At 69.9% G+C, this 20,563-nt stretch carries 16 protein-coding genes; 4 read left to right on the plus strand and 12 right to left on the minus strand.

Annotation, left to right across the window (positions count from 1 at the left end):
• The first annotated feature begins 33 nt into the window (after window positions 1–33).
• Window positions 34–1,395, plus strand: coding sequence for an RbtT/DalT/CsbX family MFS transporter (locus AC07TY_RS10795; protein WP_494785344.1), 1,362 nt, complete (start codon window positions 34–36; stop codon window positions 1,393–1,395).
• A gap of 178 nt (window positions 1,396–1,573) precedes the next feature.
• On the opposite strand, the gene AC07TY_RS10800 is transcribed toward AC07TY_RS10795, so the two are convergent.
• The gene (locus AC07TY_RS10800; RefSeq protein ID WP_494785345.1) at window positions 1,574–1,993 is read right to left on the minus strand and encodes a hypothetical protein; all 420 of its coding nucleotides are present in this window, start codon (window positions 1,991–1,993) and stop codon (window positions 1,574–1,576) included.
• 282 nt (window positions 1,994–2,275) lie between these two features.
• Between AC07TY_RS10800 and AC07TY_RS10805 the strand changes: the two genes are divergently transcribed.
• Together AC07TY_RS10805 and AC07TY_RS10810 are read left to right on the plus strand one after the other, a co-directional pair.
• The gene (locus AC07TY_RS10805) at window positions 2,276–2,923 is read left to right on the plus strand and encodes a GntR family transcriptional regulator (RefSeq protein WP_494785346.1); all 648 of its coding nucleotides are present in this window, start codon (window positions 2,276–2,278) and stop codon (window positions 2,921–2,923) included.
• A gap of 27 nt (window positions 2,924–2,950) precedes the next feature.
• A complete protein-coding gene (locus tag AC07TY_RS10810) occupies window positions 2,951–4,189 on the plus strand; it encodes an alpha-hydroxy acid oxidase (RefSeq protein ID WP_494785347.1) in 1,239 nt (412 codons plus the stop codon).
• A 97-nt stretch (window positions 4,190–4,286) separates the two neighbouring features.
• Here the strand turns inward: AC07TY_RS10810 and AC07TY_RS10815 are convergent, their stop codons facing one another.
• The 5 genes from AC07TY_RS10815 to AC07TY_RS10835 are packed head-to-tail and all read right to left on the minus strand — an operon-like array spanning window position 4,287 to window position 10,728.
• Entirely contained in the window at window positions 4,287–5,780 is a 1,494-nt protein-coding gene (locus AC07TY_RS10815; protein WP_494785348.1) for a rhamnulokinase, read from the minus strand.
• 14 nt (window positions 5,781–5,794) lie between these two features.
• Window positions 5,795–7,861, minus strand: a complete 2,067-nt coding sequence (locus tag AC07TY_RS10820; protein WP_123506375.1) for a bifunctional aldolase/short-chain dehydrogenase — start codon at window positions 7,859–7,861, stop codon at window positions 5,795–5,797.
• Window positions 7,862–7,865: 4 nt separating this feature from the next.
• A complete protein-coding gene (rhaI, locus tag AC07TY_RS10825) occupies window positions 7,866–9,032 on the minus strand; it encodes an L-rhamnose isomerase (RefSeq protein WP_488625591.1) in 1,167 nt (388 codons plus the stop codon).
• Window positions 9,029–9,403, minus strand: coding sequence for an L-rhamnose mutarotase (locus tag AC07TY_RS10830; RefSeq protein ID WP_123506377.1), 375 nt, complete (start codon window positions 9,401–9,403; stop codon window positions 9,029–9,031). The genes rhaI and AC07TY_RS10830 overlap by 4 nt, the downstream gene beginning before the upstream one ends.
• Entirely contained in the window at window positions 9,400–10,728 is a 1,329-nt protein-coding gene (locus AC07TY_RS10835; protein WP_494785349.1) for an MFS transporter, read from the minus strand. The genes AC07TY_RS10830 and AC07TY_RS10835 overlap by 4 nt, the downstream gene beginning before the upstream one ends.
• 170 nt (window positions 10,729–10,898) lie before the next feature.
• Between AC07TY_RS10835 and AC07TY_RS10840 the strand changes: the two genes are divergently transcribed.
• Window positions 10,899–11,903: a LacI family DNA-binding transcriptional regulator gene (locus tag AC07TY_RS10840; protein ID WP_488625588.1), complete on the plus strand. Its 1,005-nt coding sequence runs from the start codon at window positions 10,899–10,901 to the stop codon at window positions 11,901–11,903.
• 2 nt (window positions 11,904–11,905) lie between these two features.
• On the opposite strand, the gene AC07TY_RS10845 is transcribed toward AC07TY_RS10840, so the two are convergent.
• The 6 genes from AC07TY_RS10845 to AC07TY_RS10870 all read right to left on the minus strand — a co-directional run bounded on the left by AC07TY_RS10845 (window position 11,906) and on the right by AC07TY_RS10870 (window position 20,421).
• On the minus strand, window positions 11,906–12,517 hold the full coding sequence (locus AC07TY_RS10845; RefSeq protein WP_123506378.1) for a TetR/AcrR family transcriptional regulator: 612 nt from the start codon (window positions 12,515–12,517) through the stop codon (window positions 11,906–11,908).
• A 72-nt stretch (window positions 12,518–12,589) separates the two neighbouring features.
• Window positions 12,590–15,052, minus strand: a complete 2,463-nt coding sequence (locus AC07TY_RS10850) for a beta-glucosidase family protein (protein ID WP_494785350.1) — start codon at window positions 15,050–15,052, stop codon at window positions 12,590–12,592.
• Window positions 15,053–15,117: 65 nt separating this feature from the next.
• Window positions 15,118–16,011 (minus strand): ATP-binding cassette domain-containing protein, encoded by an 894-nt coding sequence (locus AC07TY_RS10855; protein ID WP_494785351.1) that lies wholly within the window; start codon window positions 16,009–16,011, stop codon window positions 15,118–15,120.
• A complete protein-coding gene (locus AC07TY_RS10860; RefSeq protein ID WP_488625585.1) occupies window positions 16,008–17,858 on the minus strand; it encodes a dipeptide/oligopeptide/nickel ABC transporter permease/ATP-binding protein in 1,851 nt (616 codons plus the stop codon). Before AC07TY_RS10860 ends, AC07TY_RS10855 begins: the two co-directional genes overlap by 4 nt.
• A complete protein-coding gene (locus AC07TY_RS10865) occupies window positions 17,855–18,796 on the minus strand; it encodes an ABC transporter permease (protein ID WP_488625584.1) in 942 nt (313 codons plus the stop codon). The genes AC07TY_RS10860 and AC07TY_RS10865 overlap by 4 nt, the downstream gene beginning before the upstream one ends.
• A gap of 95 nt (window positions 18,797–18,891) precedes the next feature.
• Window positions 18,892–20,421, minus strand: coding sequence for an ABC transporter substrate-binding protein (locus tag AC07TY_RS10870; protein ID WP_494785352.1), 1,530 nt, complete (start codon window positions 20,419–20,421; stop codon window positions 18,892–18,894).
• Window positions 20,422–20,563: the final 142 nt, after the last annotated feature.

The raw sequence follows: 20,563 nt of genomic DNA on the forward strand, positions 1-20,563 counted from the left end.
CCCTCGACGATTCGCAAAGGAAAACAGCTCGAAATGACCGCAACCGATACTCGGACGACCACTTCAGAAGCATCACCGGCCCACTCTCCCGAAGGCCGCCCCGGCCTCCTCGAACGCATCGGGATCCCCCACCCTCTCCGCTGGGGATTCCTCGGCGTCCTGCTCTTCATGACCGGGAACGGCGTGGAGTCGAACTTCATCTCCCCGCACATCGCGGCCGTCTTCGGAGGCGGACAGAGTGCCACCGAGACCGCGGCCTCGATCATCGCCTATTACGGCGTCTCATCGCTCATCGCCTCGTACCTCTCGGGAGTCCTGTCCGATCTCTGGGGCCCGAAGCGCGTCATGACGATCGGCTTCGTGCTCTGGATCGTCTTCGAGGCGGCGTTCCTCGCCAGCCTCGCCATCCAGTCCGAGCCGCTCAGCGCCGTCACCTACTTCGGCCGCGGCTTCGCGTTCCCGCTGTTCGCGTTCTCGTTCCTGTGCTGGATCAACCACATCGTGCCGCCGTCACGCAACGCGACCGCCGTCGGCTGGTTCTACGTCGCCTTCACCGGCGGCCTCCCGACGCTCGGCTCGCTCGTCGCCGTCTTCGCCATCCCCGCCTTCGGCGGCGGAACCTCCGGCGAAAGCCGCACCATGCTCTTCTCGGGCGTGCTCGTGATCGCCGGCTTCCTCGTCGTGCAGTTCGGCGCCAAGGAGAAGACCGGCCTGGGCCGCATCGCGCCCGCCGCACACTCGGCCGGAAAGGTGCTGCTGTCGGGGTTCGCAGCCGTCGGCCGCGAGCCGAAGCTGCTCGCCGCCATGGTCATCCGCCTCATCAACACCGCACCCGAATTCGGCATGTTCGTGATCATGCCGGCGATCATCGCCACCGAGCTCGGCTGGGGTCAGACCCGCTGGCTGACGATGACCGTGCTGGTCTACGCGGGCAACATCGTCTTCAACGTGTTCTTCGGCGCCATCGGCGACCGCATCGGCTGGATCCGCACGGTCAAGTACTTCGGCATCCTGGCCTCGGCCGCCGGGCTGCTCGCCTGGTGGTACGTGGCGCACCTCGTGCCCGCCGGCAGCGACTGGGGCTTCTGGGTGACGACGGCCGCCGGCATGACCTTCGGCATCCTGCTCGCCGGATTCACGCCGATGGGCGCCATCGTCCCGGCCCTCACCCCTGAGAACCGCGGAGCCGCCATGTCGATGTACGCGACCGCAGCGGGCGGCGCCGTGTTCGCCGGAAACGTCGTCGTCGCGGCCGTCCTTCCGTGGGGCGGACCCACCGGAGTCGTCTGGGCCTTCGTCGCCCTCTACCTCCTGGCATTCGTCGGACTCAGCGTCCTGAAGTTCCCCGACCACGCGCGCGACGAGCGCAAGAAGCGCGCACTCGCCGCGGCCTGACGGCGGTCTGCGAGTTCCTGCGCCCTCGGCATTCGAGCCCCGGGCGCAGGAACCAGCCGTCGCCCTCGAGCGGGAGACCGTCGCTGCCGAGCACGAGCTGCTCACGCACGATGACCGCAGCAGCCTCGTTATCGCCCAGCAGCTTGCTGGTGCGCCCGGCCTTGAAATCCTGCGGGGCTCAGCCCATCAGCTCACGGCCGTCGGTAGCGGCAGCTGCGGCAACGGCCCGAAACTGCAGGGCGACCCGCTCGTACCGCTCGACCAGCGGAAGTCCGAACGTCGCGTCCGGGCCCTCCGACACGTCGCGCAGATAGTCGAAGTCATCCGCCAGGTGCACCAGGGCGGCTCCGAGGGCACTCAACTCGATGCCGACGGACTTGTCATACGAACCCGGGAGCCACGCGAGGTCGAGCATGTACCGGCCTGAGATCTGCCGCGCGGCTGCCAGCCGCTCAAGGGCCGGAAGCGCGCCCAGCCACCCCAGGAAGAAGTCATCTGTCGCACGGGCATTGGCCTCGTCGTCAGTGAAGTCGTCCGTGATCGCTGCATCGACGGCCCGCGGCGACATCTCGAGCGCCAGTTCGACAGCGAGCGACACATTCCCGGCTACAGCTGAACGCAGGTGCTCAGCCCTCGACTCACTTGACCCAACCATCGCTGATCTTGCCTCCGTTCTTGGCATACGTGACGACGATCCCGCGGAATGAACACGACTGAACCGATGCGGCGCGAGTGGTCGTCAGCGTCCGAGAAGACGGGCGAGTCCCTAGACCACCTCGACGGCCTCTCGCTTTCTAGCCGGCCCTTCGCCACGAGGGCGCAGGAACTCGAGGCGGTCACCGCCCGCAGATTGTCTAGCAATCTGCTAGATTGCCTGGCAATGGACAGAGACGTATCGATCGCGCGCGTACCGGCCTCGGTGGCCGAGTCGCTGCGCTCCGAAGTGCTCGCCGTGCGCATCCGACCCGGCGACGCCGTGACCGAGGCGTCCGTCGCGAGCCGGTTCGACGTCTCGCGGCCCACGGCGAGGCTGGCCATCGACCAGCTCGTGAACGCGGGCCTGCTGCGGCGCGAGGCCAACCGCGGCGCGCGCGTGCCGGCACTGAGCCGCGCCGACATCGTCGACCTGTACGACAACCGCGCGCTCGTGGAGGGCGCCGCTCTTCGGGCGCTCGCCGAGGGTGGGGCAGTTCCTGCCGATGCGGTCTTCCACAACCGCGCCCTCGCGGACGCTTCTGACGAGGCGCCGTTCGCCGCCGACGACATCGCCTTTCATCGGGCGCTCGTCACGGGACAGTCGAGCCCGCGACTGAGCCGCATGCACGAGAGCCTCATGGGCGAGATCGAGCTCTGCATCGGGCAGGTCGCCGCGAACTCCCTGTGGCGCCCGGCCGACATCGCGGCCCAGCACGCCCGGGTGCTCGACGCCGTCGTGGCCGGCGACCCCGAGCTCGCCTCCCGCCTCGTGCGCGAGCACATCCTGACCTCGCGCGATCGCCTCATCGATCACGTCGACCGCACCCGCTGACACCACCCGCACCCTGGAGGCACCGCAATGACGCAGCGACAAGTTCCGAAGCCCAAAGAGCTCCTCGAGTACATGCAGTTCAAGAAGCCCGACCTCGACTTCAAGCGCAGCCGCCTGCAGTCGGCTCTGACGATCGCCGACCTCCGCACGATCGCGAAGCGCCGCACCCCGAAGGCGGCGTTCGACTACACCGACGGCTCGGCCGAGGGCGAGATCTCGATCAGCCGCGCCCGGCAGGCGTTCGAAGACGTGGAGTTCCACCCGCAGGTGCTCCGCGACGTCGCCGACGTCGACACCACGACGACCACCTTCGGCGCCGCCTCCGCGCTGCCGTTCGGCATCGCCCCGACGGGCTTCACCCGCCTGATGCAGACCGAGGGCGAGACCGCCGGGGCCGGGGCTGCGGGTGCCGCCGGCATCCCCTTCACCCTGTCGACCCTCGGCACGACCTCGATCGAGAACGTCAGGGCCGCCAACCCGACTGGCACCAACTGGTTCCAGCTCTACGTGATGCGCCAGCGCGAGATCTCGTACGGCCTGGTCGAGCGCGCCGCCGCCTCCGGCTTCGGCACCCTCTTCTTCACCGTCGACACTCCCGTGGCCGGTGCCCGCCTCCGCGACAAGCGCAACGGCTTCTCGATCCCACCCCAGCTCACGCCCGGCACCGTCCTGAATGCGATCCCCCGCCCGTGGTGGTGGTTCGACTTCCTGACCACGCCCAAGCTGGAGTTCGCCTCGCTCGCCTCCACCGGCGGCACCGTCGGCGAGCTGCTCGACTCGGCGATGGACCCCACGATCGACTTCGACGACCTCAAGATCATCCGCGACATGTGGCCGGGCAAGCTCGCGATCAAGGGCGTGCAGAGCGTGGAGGACGCGAAGAAGTTCGCCGACTTCGGGGTCGACGGCATCGTGCTGTCCAACCACGGCGGGCGTCAGCTCGACCGCGCGCCGATCCCGTTCCACCTGCTGCCCGAGGTCGTGAAGGAGGTCGGGAGCGACGTCGAGGTCGTCGTCGACACCGGCATCATGAACGGCGCCGACATCGTGGCGTCGATCGCGCTCGGCGCCAGCTTCACACTCGTCGGGCGCGCCTACCTCTACGGGCTCATGGCCGGCGGCCGCGCCGGGGTCGACCGCATGATCGAGATCCTCTCCGACGAGATCCGCCGCACGATGAAGCTGCTCGGGGCGCACTCGCTCGAGGAGCTCACGCCCGCGCACGTGACGCAGCTCGAGCGCTTGGCGCCCCGCGCGCGCAGCTGACGCCGGGGCGGCGCCGGCTCGACCCCCGCGATCGTCCTATCCGACAGCCCGCGGACTGACGGATAGGCCGACACGGAGGGTTCAGCCGCCAGAGGCTTCAGCGGGCAGCCGCAGCAGCAGCAGCCGCAGCCGACGGCTCGTACCGCACCGGCGGGAACGCCTGCCGCACGAGGTCACGCAGCGCCTCCAACGACGACCCTGCCGGCACCAGCCCGGCAGCCAGCGCCTGCACCAGCACGTTGCCGATAGCGGTGGCCTCGACGGGCCCGGCGAGTACCGTGCGTCCGGTGCGGTCGGCGGTCAGCCGGCAGAGCAGCTCGTTCTGCGAGCCGCCGCCCACGACGTGCACCGTCGTGATGGTGCGCCCCGAGAGCCGTTCCGCCTCATCGAGCGTCGCCGCATACGCAGCCGCCAGCGACTCGAGGATGCTGCGGACCACCTCGGCGCGCGTGGTCGGCGCCGCGATTCCGTGCTCCTCGCACCAGCCTCGGATCCGCGCCGGCATGTCGCCGGGCGCGGTGAAGCGGTCGTCCGACGCGTCGAACACGGCGACCGGCCCGGTGACCTCGGCCGCGGCGGCGAGGAGCGACGCGAGGTCGCTCGACCGCGTGGCGTCCGTGCCCGCGGCGGCATCCCAGGTGCGCATCGACTCGCTCAGCAGCCAGAGCCCCGAGATGTTCTTCAAGAAGCGGATCCGCCCGAAGGCGCCGCCCTCGTTCGTGAAGTTCGCGGCACGCGCGGCCTCCGTGATGACGGGCCGCTCGAGCTCCAGCCCGACGAGCGACCAGGTGCCGCTCGAGATGTAGGCCGCGTGCTCGTCGGCGAGCGGCACCCCGACGACCGCCGAGGCGGTGTCGTGCGAGCCGACGGCTGTGACCGGGATCTCCCGGCCGCCGGCCATCGACGCCGCGAGCTCCGGTGTGAGGGCGCCGATCGCCGTGCCCGGGTCGACCAGCGGCGCGAACAGCGACGTCGGCAGCCCCAGCGTGTCGAACAGCCCGGCATCCCACTCGCCGGTCTCGGCGGCGAGGAGCCCCGTCGTCGACGCGTTGGTGCGCTCGGTCACGTCGACGCCGGTCAGCCAGTGCCCGATCAGGTCGGGCACCAGCAGCGCCCGATCGGCGAGCGGCAGCACCCCTGCCTCCCGGTCTGCCGCCAGCTGGAAGACCGTGTTGAACGGAAGGTGCGCGAGGCCCGTCCGCCGGTACAGCTCGTCGGCCGGCACGGCCCGGTGCACCGCCGCGACGCCCGCTTCCGAGCGCGCGTCGCGGTAGTGGTACGGCACGCCCAGCAGGCGTCCCCAGCGCTGCAGGCCGTAGTCGACCGCCCACGAGTCCACCCCGATGGAGGCGAGCGCAGGAACTCCGGCCACCGCCTTCGCGAGCCCCTCCTCGATGGCCGCCCACAGCCCGAGCACATCCCAGTGGAGCGACGCCGCGCCGGGGCCTTCGGTGAGGCGCACCGGGCGGTTGGGGAAGCGCGCGACGTGCTGCAGCCGCAGCCCGTGCGCCCCGATGTGCCCGAGGATGACCCGGCCGCTGGTCGCACCGAGGTCGACCGCGGCCACCGAGCCGCCCGAGGGGGTCGTCATCCCCGACCGCGTCGTCATCTCAGGAAGGCTGCGGCCACCCCGGCGTCGACCGGGATGTGCAGGCCGGTCGTGTGCGACAGGTCGCCGGCGGTGAGCACGAACACGGCGTTGGCGACGTGCTCGGGCAGGACCTCGCGCTTCAGCAGGGTGCGCTGCGCGTAGTAGGCGCCGAGCTCCTCTTCGGGCACGCCGTAGACCGCTGCGCGCTTGGCGCCCCAGCCGCCGGCGAAGATGCCCGAGCCGCGGACGACGCCGTCGGGGTTGATGCCGTTGACCTTGACCCCGTACTCGCCGAGCTCGGCCGCGAGCAGGCGCACCTGATGCGCCTGGTCGGCCTTCGTCGCGGAGTACGCGATGTTGTTCGGGCCGGCGAACACCGAGTTCTTCGACGAGATGTAGATGATGTCGCCGCCGAGCTCCTGGTCGATCAGCACCTTCGCCGCCGCCCGGGAGACGAGGAACGACCCCTTCGCCATCACGTCGTGCTGGAGGTCCCAGTCGGCGACCGTCGTCTCGAGCAGCGACTTCGACAGCGAGAGGCCGGCGTTGTTGACGACGAGGTCGAGGCCGCCGAAGGCCAGGAGGACCTCCTGGATGCCGGCCGCGATGTCGTGCTCGGAGGTCACGTTCGCCTGGACTCCGATCGCGACGTCGGTCGATCCGAGCTCGGCGGCCGCGGCCTGGGCCTTGGCGAGGTCGAGGTCGGCGATGACGACGCAGGCGCCCTCCTCGGCCAGTCGGGTCGCGATCGCCTTGCCGATGCCGGACGCCGCGCCGGTGACCAGCGCGATACGGGTGGCCAGCGGCTTGGGCGCCGGGCGGCGCTGCAGCTTCGCCTCTTCCAGAGCCCAGTACTCGATCCGGAACTTCTCGGACTCGTCGATCGGGGCGTACGTCGAGATCGCCTCGGCTCCGCGCATCACGTTGATCGCGTTGAGGTAGAACTCCCCCGCTACGCGGGCGGTCTGCTTGTCGGCGCCGTACGAGAACATCCCGACGCCCGGGATCAGGACGATCGCAGGATCCTGCCCGCGGATCGCCGGCGAGTCCGGCGTCGCGTGACGGTCGTAGTAGGCCTGGTAGTCGGCGCGGTACTCGGCATGCAGCTCCTTCAGGCGCGCGAACGACTCGTCGAGCGTCGCGGACGCCGGGAGGTCGAGCACGAGCGGCTTGACCTTGGTGCGGAGGAAGTGGTCGGGGCACGACGTGCCGAGGGCGGCGAGACGCGGGTGCTCCGAGGAGCGCAGGAACTCGAGCACCTCCGGAGCGTCGGTGAAGTGGCCGACCTGCGGGTGGTCGGTTGAGACGAGACCGCGGAGGGCCGGCGCGAGGGCGGCCGCACGGGTTCGGCGGAGTTCCTGCGCCAGATCGGCGTAGCCGTCGAGCTCGGGGCCGAACGGCTCGGGGCGTCCGTGCTCGGCGATGTAGGCGGCGGCGGTCTCGATGATCCAGAGCGAGTTCGCCTCGGCCTCGTCGGAGGTGTCGGCCCAGGCCGTGATGCCGTGGCCGCCGAGGATCGTGCCGATCGCCTGCGGGTTGGCCTCCTTGATGGCGGCGATGTCTTCGCCGAGCTGCCACCCCGGCCGACGCCACGGCACCCAGACGACCCGGTCGCCGAAGATCTGCTTCGTGAGCGCCTCGCCGTCGGCGGAGGTCGCGATGGCGATCCCCGAGTCGGGGTGGAGGTGGTCGACGTGCGCCGCGTCGACCAGGCCGTGCATGGCCGTGTCGATCGACGGCGCCGCGCCGCCCTTGCCATGGAGGGCGTAGTCGAAGGCGGCGACCATGTCGTCTTCGGAGTCCACGCCTCGATAGACGGAGCGGAGCGAGCGCAGCCGGTCGAGCCGGAGCACCGCCAGGCCCTTCTCGGCGAGGGTGCCGAGGTCGCCGCCCGAGCCCTTCACCCAGAGCAGCTCGACCGGCTCGCCCGTGACCGGGTCGACGGCCGTGCCCTTGGCAGAGGTGTTGCCGCCGGCGTAGTTGGTGTTCGCCGGGTCGGAGCCCAGGCGGTTGGAGCGCGCGATCAGGTCGGCGGCGGTCGTGGTGGTGCCCGTCGTGCTGTCGGGTGTGGTCGTCGTCATGGCCTCAGGCGCTCCAGCTCAGCTGCTTGCCGCCGACGCGCTCGGCGGCGATCTTCTCGGCGTGGCCGGACTCGGCGTACGCCCTCATCGGGTCGGCGGGCAGGCCCCGCGATTCGCGCCACTCGGCGAGTGCCGGGCGGACGTCGGTGTAGAAGGCGTCCATCAGGATGCCGTTGGCGCCGAGCACGTCGTGCGATGCCTGCGCTGCGGCGAGGGCGACGCGGTCGACGAGCAGGGCGCGGGCCGTCATCTCCTGGACGTTGAGCACGGAGCGCATCTGGCCGGGGATCTTGTCTTCGACGTTGTGGCACTGGTCGAGCATGAACGCGACGGGCGAGTCGGGCTCGAGGCCGCCGCCCTGGATCACCTCGAACAGGATCCGGAAGAGCTGGAACGGGTCGGCGGCGCCCACGATCAGGTCGTCGTCGGCGTAGAAGCGCGAGTTGAAGTCGAACGAGCCGAGCTTGCCGAGGCGCAGCAGCTGCATGACGATGAACTCGATGTTGGTACCGGGCGCGTGGTGGCCCGTGTCGAGGCAGGTGTAGGCCTTCGGGCCGAGGGCGCTCACCTGGGCGAAGCTGGTGCCCCAGTCGGGAACGTCGGTGTGATAGAACGCCGGCTCGAAGAACTTGTACTCGAGCACGAGGCGCTGCTCGTCGCCGAGCTGCGAGTAGATCTCGGCGAGGCTTGCGGCGAGGTTGTCCTGGCGGGTGCGGAGGCTGTCCTGGCCGGGGTAGTTGGTGCCGTCGGCCAGCCAGATCTTCAGGTCGCGCGATCCTGTCTCGGTCATGATCTCGAGGCAGCGGAGGTGGTGGTCGATCGCACGGCGGCGGACTGCCGGGTCGGAGTGCGCGAGGGAGCCGAACTTGTACTCCTCGTCTTGGAAGGTGTTCGAGTTGACCGTGCCGAGGCTGACGCCCAGCGACTCGGCGTGCGCCTTGAGTGCCGACCAGTCGTCGACGAGGTCCCACGGGATGTGCAGCGCCACGCTCGGCGCGAGGCCGGTGAGCTCGTTCACGGTGGCGGCGTCGGCGATCTTCTCCTCGGGGCTGCGCGGGGTGCCCGGCGTGCCGAAGACCTTGAAGCGCGTGCCCGAGTTGCCGAACGCCCAGGACGGCAGCTCGATGGCCTGCCGCTCGAGGGTGGAGGTGATGTCAGCGAAGGTTGTCATGCGCTTTCTCCTTGGTGCGAAGACGGGGTGGATGGGATGAGTGCGGCGAGCTGGTCTTCGAGGTGGAAGACCTCGGCGAGTTCGGTGGCGGTCTGGTCGGCACGGCCGTCGAGGCCGTCGAAGAGGTCGCCCATGTGGCGCTCCCAGGTCGCGGCGACCTCGGAGTGCGCGAGGTAGCGGTCGGCCTCGAGCACCGAGTCGACCTCGTAGTAGCCGACGAGCAGGCCGTCCGGGTCGAGGAAGAGCGAGTAGTTGCGGCGGCCGGCACGCTCGATCTCACGGAGCATGTCGGGCCACACCGCCTCGTGCCGAGCGCGGTACTCGGGGATGCGCTCGGGTGCCACCCGCAGCCGGAAGCACACGCGGGTCATCGTCGGCTCCCGGCGCGGTCGCGGATCGGGCGGACGGTGCCGGTCTCGGTGGTCGCCGTGCCGTAGCGCTCGGCCTCGATCTCGTCCAGCGTCTTGCCGCGGGTGTCCGGCGCCCAGATCGTGCCGACGAGGAACGACACGGCGAGCAGGCCGATGATGAGGCCGCCGAGCGCCTGGAGGCCGATGTCGGCGAGCAGCAGCGGGAACCAGATGCTGAGCAGGCCCACGGCGACGCGGGCGGCGAGGAACAGCACGCCCTGGGCGCTGGCGCGGTAGCGGGTGGCGAAGAGCTCGCTCGTCCAGAGACCGTAGAAGGCCTGCGCGCCGATGCCCGACGAGATGCCCCAGGCGATGGCGAAGAAGAGGAGCGTGCCGAGGTTCGCGGGTGCGTAGATGAGGGCGGCCCAGGCGATGATCGCGAGAGCGGCTCCGATGGCGAAGAGCACCCGGCGGCTCATCCGGTCGGCGTACCGCATGAAGCCGAAGTAGGTGACGGCGACCGTGCACGCCCAGACGAGGATCTGCAGGAGGTACTGCTCGGTCACGCTCGTGACGCCGGTGGCGCTGTAGACGCGGGGCTGGAAGATGCCCGCCTGGCCCGCCACGGTGTTCCAGAGCGCGTAGACGCCGAAGAGGAAGAGGAGCGCCGTGAGATTCCTCCTGTTGGTGAAGAGCAGCTTGAACCCGCTGAAGAAGGGGGCGGCGGCGGTCGTCTTCGCTCGCTCCTCCTTCCAGAGGGTCGACTCGGGGAGGCCTCGTCGCAGCCACCAGACGACGGCCGCGACGACGAAGAGGTGCGCGAAGATCAGGCGGCTGCCGAGGAGGCCGAGGGGCGCCGCCGCGATGGCGAGGGCGAAGCCGACCATCGGGCCGACCGACCAGGCGAGCTGGGCGGTGCCGACGTGGGCGGCGCGCTTGCCGGGAGGGGCCTGCTCGGCGATGTAGGTCCATGACGCCGGGACACCAGCGCCGACGGCGATGCCGGTGAGGATGAAGCCGATCAGCAGCATGGCGTAGCTGCCGGCGAAGACGGCCAGCACGATGCCGAGCATGTAGAGCAGCAGGTCGTAGGTGTAGATGAACTTGCGGCCGTAGCGGTCGCAGAGCGGCCCGCCGATGATGGCGCCGGCGGCCGCGCCGAACGCGTTGGCGCTGAGGCTCGCGAGCAGGCCGACCGCGAGATCGCCGATGTGGAACTGCGCCTGCCAGAGCGCGAGGCTGGTGGCGATCGCGATGATCGACCCCGACTCGATGTAGTTCGACATGGCGACCGAGACGGTCGCCTTCCAGCCGGTGGTACTGGTGCTTCCGATTCGGACCGTCATCGGCCCCTCCGTCCATCGTCGTTGACAGTTCACGGGTTGTGGCCCGGGGCGGTCGCCCCGGGAGCTCGGGTTCGATCCGCTGCCGTTCACGACGACAGTTGAATCGTTTCATAACCATAGCGGCCGACAGGGTTCGCCGCAATCGCGAATCGTGCCCTACGCTCACAGCCATGATGGAGTCCGCGAGCGTCCGCGACGTGGCCGCGCTCGCGCAGGTCTCCGTCGGCACGGTCTCGAACGTGCTCAACCACCCCGAGAAGGTGTCCGAGACCACGGTGTCCCGAGTGCAGAGCGCGATCCGCGAGCTCGGCTTCATCCGCAACGACGCCGCGCGCCAGCTCCGCGCCGGCCACAGCAACGCGATCGGCCTCGTGATCCTCGACGTCACCAACCCGTTCTTCACCGACGTCGCCCGCGGTGCCCAGCAGCACGCCGCCTCGTTCGGCAAGTCCGTGATCCTCGGCTCCAGCGACGAGAAGCCCGACCTCGAGCGCTCGTACCTCGACCTCTTCGAAGAGCAGCGGGTGCTGGGCGTGCTCCTCTCCCCCGTCGGCGAGGTGACGTCCCGGCTCGAGCGGCTGCGGTCGCGGGGCATCCCGGCCGTCCTCGTCGACCGGATCATCCCCGACGCCGTGGCGAGCTCCGTGTCGGTCGACGACGTCGCCGGGGGCCGCCTCGCGGTGCGGCACCTCATCGAGCAGGGTGCGAGCCGGGTGGTCTTCGTCGGCGGGCCCTTCGGCATCCGGCAGGTCTCCGACCGTGCGGCCGGCGCCTCGACTGTGGCGCAGGAACTCGGCGTCCCCCTCGAGATCATCGCCACCGACGCGCTGTCGATCCCGGAGGGGCGCCGCGTCGCGTCGGAGCTCCTCGTCCGCGAGCCGGCCCGGCGCCCCGACGCGGTCTTCGCCGCCAACGACCTCGTGGCCATCGGCCTTCTGCAGACGTTCTTCGCCGCCGGGGTGGCTGTGCCGCGTGACATCGCCGTGATCGGCTACGACGACATCGGCTTCGCCGCGACGGCCGTCGTGCCGCTGTCGTCGATCAGCCAGCCGAGCGCGCTCATCGGCCGCACCGCCATCGACCTGGTGCTCGCCGAGGCGGCGTCAGGCGACCCGGCCGACCGGCAGGCGATCGTGTTCCAGCCGGAGCTGGTGGTGCGGGACAGCACGGCGTAGGGCTACGGCTCCAGCGGCACGGTCATGAGCGACTGCAGGTAGCGGCGCACCTCGACGCCCATGTCGACCGAGTCCGAGTCGAGCAGCCACTGCACCTGGAGGCCGTCCATCAGGGCGATGAGCGCACGAGCCGACCCCGCAGGGTCGACGCCGTCGACGAGCTGCCCGGTGCGCTGCATGACTTCGAGGGAGGTCGTGACCATGCCGACGCTCCACTGATAGCGGTTCACGAAGTACGCGTGCGCGGGATGCTCGGCGGAGGTCGCCTCCGCCGACAGCACGCAGTGCAGCTCGACGAGGCCCCGGATCGTGGCGTTGTAGTCGGTCAGCTCGGCGAGGCCGCGGATCGTCTCGATCCCGGCGTCGACGTCGAGCGGCACGCGACTCCGGGCGTCCTCGTCTCGGAGCTCGAGGACACCGGCGAGCAGGTCGCTCTTCGAGGGGAAGTGGTGGAGCAGGCCAGCCTGGCTCATGCCGACCCGGTCGGAGATCTCGCGGATGGAGCCGGAGCGGTAGCCGGAGCTCGCGAACACCGCGAATCCTGCCATCAGGATCTCTCGGCGACGCTGGGCCGTCTTCGCGTATGCGCCGCGCTGCGCCCCGGGGACGGACATGTCGTGATCCTATGCGAGAAGAGAGGGGGCCCACCGCCCCGGACGGCCGATCGGCGCGTCCGGAGCGGTGTCTCAGGAGGAGATGACGAGCGTCTGCGTCAGGGGCAGGTCGACGACCGACGCGCCCACGTGCAGCTCGAACTCGCCGGACTCCTGGTGCCAGCCGCCCTGCCAGTCGGCGAGGAGGCGTACCGGGAACTCGACCGTGGCCGTCTCGGTGGCGCCCGCGTCGACGACGACGGGAGCGAAGCCGACGAGCCAGCGCACCGGGCGCTCGATCGCCGAATCGGTCTTCGAGGCGTAGACCTGGACGACCTGCTTGCCGCGGCGCTCCCCCGTGTTCGCGACGTCGACGGTGACCGTGACGGTGTCGCCGACGGCAGCGGTCGAGGTGGCTGCCGCATTCGAGAGCTCGAACGTCGTGTAGCCGAGGCCGAACCCGAACGGGAAGGCGGGCTCCGTGCCGGCGCGGAGCCATGCGCGGTAGCCGATGTGAATGCCCTCGTCGTAGTGGAGCGCGCCGGCCTCGGGGGTGACGTCGAGCACGGGGACGTCCGCGAGCGCGGCCGGCCAGGTGGTGGGGAGGCGACCGCCGGGCTCGGAGTCGCCCGAGAGCACGTCGGCCAGGGCGTTGCCGATCTCCTGGCCGCCGAAGTAGCCGATCACGACGGCGGCGACCTCGTCGCGCCACGGCAGGAGCACCGGGGCGCCCGAGTTCACGACCACGACGGTGCGCGGGTTCGCCGCGACGACGGCGCGGACGAGGTCGTCCTGACGGCCCGGCAGGTCGAGGTTCGACCGGTCGTAACCCTCGGACTCCACGCGCGAGTTGGTGCCGACGACGACCACGGCGACCTCGGCCGCGGCGGCCGCTTCCGCTGCCTCGGCGATCAGGGCCTCGGGGTCGTCGTCGTTCGGCTCGATGCCGAAGGCGAACGACATGGCGTTGCCGAGGGCGCCGGCGTCGCGCTGGGTCAGGTCGACGCGAATCGTGACGGCGATGCTCTCGCCCTCGGTGACCGCGACGGGCACCGAGCGCGTCGGCGGCGACAGGAAGGCCGCGCCCAGGTCGGTGCCCTCGGGCACGACGGTGGCGTGGAGCACCTCGACGCCGTCGACGACGATCGTGGCGGTGCCGGCCGCGGCGAAGCCGAGCTTGATGGTGCCGGTGGCGGTCGGCGTGTAGACCGTCGACAGCTGGAGCGTGGACGACTCCGAGATCGGGGCGTCGCCGCCGAACCAGACCAGCGCCGTCGCCAGGCGGTCCTCGCCGAAGAGCTCGACGTCGTCGGCGTCGAGGAAGGCCGCACGGAGGCCCGGACCACCCGAGACGGGGTTGGCGATGGTCTCGCGGGCGAGCTCGGCGATGCCCTCCTGCACGACCGCGCCGACGGAGTAGGTGATGCGGTCGGCGCCGAAGCGGCTCCGGAGCCCCTCGAGCGGCGACACCACGTGCTCGGGCAGCACGGTCGCGCTGCCGCCGCCCTGGCTCCGGGCGAACTCGGCGTTGTGGCCGATGACGGCGATGCTGGCGGGGACCGCGTCGGCCCAGGGCAGCTCGTCGCGGTTGACGAGCAGCACGCTGCCGGCCGCCGCTGCCTCGCGGGCGAAGGCGATGCCGTCTTCGACGAGGGCGGGCTCGGCCACCGCCGGGTCGAAGCCCTCGAGGGCGCCGACCCGCTGGGCGAGGCGCAGGATCCGCAGGACCTTGCGATCCACCGCCTCCTCAGCGATCTCGCCGGCTCGGACCGCGGCGACCAGCGCTTCGCCCCACGGGCCGTCGGGCCCGGGCATGACGATGTCCTGCGACGCCTTCGCGCTCTCGAGGCTGCGCACGGCGGTCCAGTCGCTGATGACCGCTCCATCGAAGCCCCACTCGGTGGCGAGCGGGGTCTCGAGCAGCTCGTTCTCGGTGGCGGTGACTCCGTTGATCGAGTTGTAGGCGCTCATGATCGCCCAGGTCTTCGACTCGGTGACGGCCTTCTCGAAGGCGAGCAGGTAGAGCTCGCGGAGCGGACGCTCGGCGACGTTCACATCGACGGTGAAGCGGTCGGTCTCGGAGTCGTTGGCGACGTAGTGCTTGGGGGTCGCGGCGACGCCGTTCTCCTGCATGCCGTCGACGTACGAGGCGGCGAGCTCGGCCGTCAGCACCGGGTCTTCCGAGAACGCCTCGAAGTGCCGGCCGCCGAGGGGCGAGCGGTGCAGGTTGATGGTGGGTCCGAGCACCACGTCGACGCCCTTGCGGCGGGCCTCGACGGCGGCGGCGGCACCGTAGCGCGCGGCGATCGCGGTGTCCCACGACGACGAGACCACGGTGGCCGACGGCAGGTTCAGCGACGGCGAGCGCTCGTCCCACACCTCGCCGCGGACGCCCGACGGGCCGTCCGACATGAGCAGGCGACGCAGCCCGATCTTCTGGATCGGCCAGGTGGTCCAGAAGTCGCGCCCCGTGAGGAGCTGGACCTTCTCTTCGAGGGTGAGCGAATCGAGCAGGGGCTGGAGCCGTGCGTCGATGGTCGCCAGGGTGTCCGTCATCGTTGAGCCGTTCTGGTGGTGTTCGGGAAGAGGTGAGGTGAGGCGAGGCGAGGTGAGGGGAACGGCTACGCCACGGCGCCGGCCTGCAGGTCGGCCTCGCGCTGCTCCAGCACGAGCCGTCGTCGCTCGGCGCGGCGCTGCTCCTGTCGCACGGGGTCCGGCACGGGTGCCGCGAGGAAGAGGCGCTGCGTGTAGGGGTGCTCCGGGCGGGCTGTGACCTGATCGCCGTCGCCCCATTCCACGATCTCGCCGTGGTACATGACCGCGACGCGGTGGCTCAGGTGACGCACGACCTCGAGGTCGTGCGAGACGAAGAGGTAGGCGACGCCGGTGCGTTCCTGGATCTCCTTGAACAGCTCGAGCACGCGGGCCTGGGTCGACAGGTCGAGCGCCGAGACGGGCTCGTCGCAGACGATGAGGCGCGGGTCGAGGGCGAGAGCGCGGGCGATCGCGATGCGCTGGCGCTGACCGCCCGAGAACTCGCGGGGAAGGCGGTCGACGGAGCCGCTCGGCAGGCCGACCTGGTCGAGCAGTTCGCGGACACGCTTCCCGGCCTCCTTGGCCGGGACGTTCCGCACGGTGAGCGGCTCGGCGAGGATCTGCTCGATCGTCAGCGACGGGTTGAGCGAGGTGTACGGATCCTGGAAGACGACCTGGATCTCGCTCGAGAGAGCGCGACGGGCCTTGCGGCCGAGCTGCGAGATCTCCTGCGAGCGGTAGGTGATGCTGCCGCCGGTGACCGGGGCGAGCCCGAGCACAGCGCGACCCAGGGTGGTCTTGCCCGAGCCCGACTCGCCGACGAGACCGACGGTCTCACCGGGGCGGATGTCGAGCGACACGCCCTTCAGCGCCCGGAACGGCTCCTTGCGGAAGCCCTTGATCGGGTAGTCGACCGTGACGTCCTTGACGTCGAGCAGGGTGGAGACGAGGGGCCTCTCCGACACGGCTGAGGTGCTCACAGGACGACTCCTTTGTTGATGTTCGACGGCAGGAAGACCGATTCGGTCATGATCGGAACGAGGTCGGGCTCCTTGAGCTCACCTCGGGGCGGTCCCTCCTCGAGGATCGCATCGAACAGGGCCCGGGTGTACTCGTGCTGCGGGTTCGCGAACAGAGAGCGGACGGGCCCGGTCTCGACGATCCGGCCGTTCCGCATCACCGAGACGCGGTCGCACAGGTCGGCGACGACGCCGAAGTTGTGCGTGACCAGGATGACGCCCATCTGGAGCTCCCGCTGCAGGTCGCGCAGGAGGTCGAGCACCTCGGCCTGCACCGTCACGTCGAGAGCCGTGGTCGGCTCGTCGGCGATCAGGAGGTCGGGATCGCATGAGATCGCTCCCGCGATGAGGACCCGCTGGGCCATGCCGCCCGACACCTCGTGCGGGTACGCCGTGAAAGTGCGCTCCGGGTTGGGGATCCCGACCCGGGTGAGGAGGCCGATCGCCTTGGCCTTCGCCTCGTCTTTCGACAGGCCGAGGCTGTTGCGGATCGGCTCGACGAGCTGGTACCCGATCGTGAACGACGGGTCGAGGTTCGACATGGGCTCCTGCGGGATGTACGCGATCTTCTTTCCGCGGATCCCGAGGAGCTTCCTCTCGCTGGCATCGGCGAGGTCGACGCCCTCGAACGAGATGGCGCCGCCGACGACACGGCCGCCCTCGGGGAGCAGGCGCAGGACGGACCAGGCCGTCTGTGTCTTGCCGGATCCGGACTCGCCGATCAGGCCGTGGACCTCGCCGCGCTTGACGACCAGCGACACGTCGTGGACCACGCGCTTGACCGACCCGTCGGGCTGGTCGTAGCCGACTGCGAGCCGGTCGACGCGGAGGAGCTCCTCGCCGAAGCGACCCTCGGTGTCGGGGATCTCGTCGTGGACGATGATCGGCTCGGCCTCGGCCGGGGAGAGCTCCACGGCGCCGCGACGACGGCGCTTCCTGCCGCCCGAGCGCTCTAGCTCGTCGCGCATCGCGTTGGCGAGCAGCGTGAGGGCGACGCACGTGAGTGCGATCGCGAGGCTGGGCCAGATCATGAGCAGCGGGTTCGAGTAGATCTGCTGGAAGCCGTCCGACAGCATCGAGCCCCAGGTGGGGATCGAGGTGTCGCCGAGGCCGAGGAAGTCGAGGCCCGCCTGGATGGCGATCGCGATTCCGGTGATCATGGCGGCCTGGATGATGACGGGCGCCCGGACGACGGTCAGGATGTGGCGGCCGATGATGCGGGCGTCCGACAGACCGGAGACGCGTGCCGCGTCGACGTAGAGCTCGTTTCGCACGGCCGAGACCGCGGCGAACACGAGGCGGAAGAAGGCCGGGCTGAGAAGCACGCCGAAGATGGCCATCGAGCCCCAGAGCGACGGGCCGAGGACGGACCGGGCTGCGAGCAGGACGACGATGCCGGGGAGGGCCATCAGCAGGCCGGTGAGCCAGGACGACACGGCGTTGAACCACTTGCCGTAGTAGCCGGCGATGAGGCCGCCGATGATTCCGAACACCGCGGCCACGGCGAGGGCCAGCATGGCGCCGAGGAGGCTGTAGCGGCTGGCGAAGAACAGGCGCGACAGCACGTCCTGCCCGGCGCTGTCCGCACCCAGCGGGTGGGCGCCGCCCGGCTTCGCGAGCACGGCGTTGATGTCGGCCGCATTCGGGTCCATGGGCGCGATGACGTTCGCGAGGATCGCCGTCAGGACGAGGAGTGCCAGCCAGATCAGCGAGCCGAGGCCGACCGGGTTCTTCGTGAGGCGACGGAAGAGCGATGTGCCGGTGGCCTTGGGGGCCTCGTCGGCGAGGACGGTGGGAAGCTCGATCACGACAGACGCACCTTCGGGTTGATAGCGCCCTGAGCCAGGTCGATGACCAGGTTCACGATGACGACGATGACTGCGGTGGCGAGGACGAGGCCCATCACCAGGGGGATGTCGCCCTGGCTGGTGGCGGTGACCGCCACCTGCCCGACGCCGGGGATGGCGAAGACCTGCTCGACGATGACCGCGCCGCCGAGGAGGCCGACGAACTGCACTGCCAGGACCGCGAGGGCTGGAGCGCCGGCGTTCCTGAGGACGTGCTTGAAGACGACGCTCGTGGTGGAGAGGCCGCGCGAGCGGAGCGTGCGGACGTAGTCCTGACGCAGGGCGTCGATCACCGAGCCGCGCACCTGCTGCGTGACGCCCGCCACGCCGCCGATCGCGAGGGCGATGACCGGCAGGGTCACGGTCTTGATCCACTCGGACGGGGAGTCCGAGAACGAGGTGTATCCCGTCGGAGCGAAGAGCTTGAGGTTGATCGCGAGCACCAGGACGAGCGCCAGCGCGATGAGGAAGCCGGGGATGCCGAACCCGAGGACGGAGAGGAACTGCACGATGCGGTCCACCCAGCCGCGGCGCGTGGCCGCCCAGACGCCGAGGACCACGGCGAACACCGCAGTGATGACGGTGGCGCCGATGACGAGGGTGAGCGTCACGCCGAGGCGGCTGGCGATGGCGTCGTTGACGGGCTGGCCGGTGAACCACGAGTCGCCGAAGCTGCCGTGGAGCGCATTGGCCAGCCAGTCGCCGAACTGGACGAGGATCGGCCGGTCCAGGCCGAGCTGGTGGTTCTTCTCAGCGACGCCCGCCTGTGTGGCGCTGTTGCCGAGGATCTTCCTGGCCACGTTGCCGCTGCCGGCATAGAGGAGGAAGAAGGCCACCGTCGTGATCACCACGACCAGGACGGCGCCGGCGAGAAGACGCCGGATGATGAAGGTCAGCATCGTTGGTTCCCTTGTGACTCGAGAAAGTGCGGAGGGGGTGGCGAGCCGGCGGGGAGTCCCGCCGGCTCGCCGAGGTGCGGTGCGGCGTCGGCCCGCTAGGACTTCGGCGTGATGTTGTAGAGGTACGGGTACGCGTTTCCGACCTGGACGATCGCGCTCGTCTTGGCGTCGGTGACGTACTCGCCCTTCGGGCGGAACCAGGGAGCGAACCAGGCCTGCTGGACGATGTAGGCGTTCAGCTCCTTGGTGGCCGCGGCGGCCTCGGACTCGGATCCGCTCTGGATGGTCTTGCCCCACGCGACGACCTTGGGGTCGTTGTACTTGTAGGGGTTGAACGTGGCGGTCGGAAGCAGCTCGAAGTTCAGGATCTGCCACGCCGTGGGATCCTGCTGCAGCTGGAAGTAGGAGGACGTGTACTTCGGGGCGAGAACGTCGGCGATGAAGTTGTTGCCAGGGTCGGTGAACTTCACGGTGATGCCGATGGCCTTGAGCTGCTGCGCGAGCAGCGTGTAGGTGGCCGTTCCGAGGAGCGCCGAGCTCGGCTGCGAGAGCGTGAAGCCGTCGGCGTAACCGGCCTCCTTCATGAGCTCCTTGGCCTTCGTGGGGTTGTACGCGTAGGCGGAGTCGAGCGACTTGTCGTATCCGGGCGACGAGGTCGGGAAGATCTGAGTCGTCGTCGTGCCGTAGCCGTAGCCGACCGTCTTGAGGAGCGCCTTGGTGTCGAACGCGTAGTTGATCGCCTGACGGACCTTGACGTTTCCGAGGGGCTTGTCGACGGTGCCGCCGCGGTCGAACAGGATCAGACCGGCCCAGTTGTACTCCTGGTCGTTCAGCGTCCAGCCGGCCGCCTTGATCTGGTCGACGGTGGTGATGTCCGAGACGTTGGCGCCGTTGACCTGGCCACCGCGGATGGCGTTGAGCAGGGCGGTCGGCGTCGCGAAGTACTTCAGCACGAGCTTGGCGTAGTGCTGGTCCTGGGGAGCCCAGTAGTCGGGGTTCTTCGTGAACGCGTAGCTGGAGCCGACGACGGTGTTCTTCACGTCCATCGTGTAGGGGCCCGAGCCCACCGGGACGGTCTTGAGCGTCGAGCTCGTGAAGGCCGCGGGCGACTCGATCTGGCCGGCGTTCTGCGTCAGCGACGTGAGCAGAGCCGGATCGGGAGCCGTGAGGTCGATCTCGAGGGTCGAGGAGTCGACCGCCTTCGCGTCTTTCACGAGCGCCAGGAGCGACTTGTTCGCCGAGTCGCCGTCACGGAACCGAAGCACGTTCTGCGCGGCGGCAGAGGCGTCGAACTTGGTGCCGTCCGAGAACTTCACGTCGGTACGGAGGTCCATCGTGAGCTTGGTCTTGGAGGAGTCGTAGCTCCACTTGGTCGCCAGCCACGGCACGACCGTGCCGTCGGGGTCGGCGTGGACGAGTCCGTCGTAGACGGCCTGGCCGTAGGGCGACTCGTTCGCCCAGCTCATGCTCTGGGCGGCGAAGCTCGTCGCCGGGGCGAGAACGCCGAGCGTGAGAGTGCCGCTGCCGGAGTTGCTGCTGTCAGTGCTGCCTGAGTTCGACGAGCAGCCCGTCAGGGCCAGCCCGGCGACAACGGCGATCGCCGTCAGCGTCTTCCATCGGAACATCTTTGATCCTCGCTGGTCGGGTCGTTCCACCGTTGGAGCGACTCTGATCGAGGAAGCTAACACAAAAACCGAGCGGTACATAGGTTTTCGCACAAATTGGCGAACCGGTTATCCAACCGTGATCCATCGCATGAGGCTGGAC

The sequence above is a fragment of the Frondihabitans sp. GW821-FHT04F02 genome, assembly GCF_059420045.1.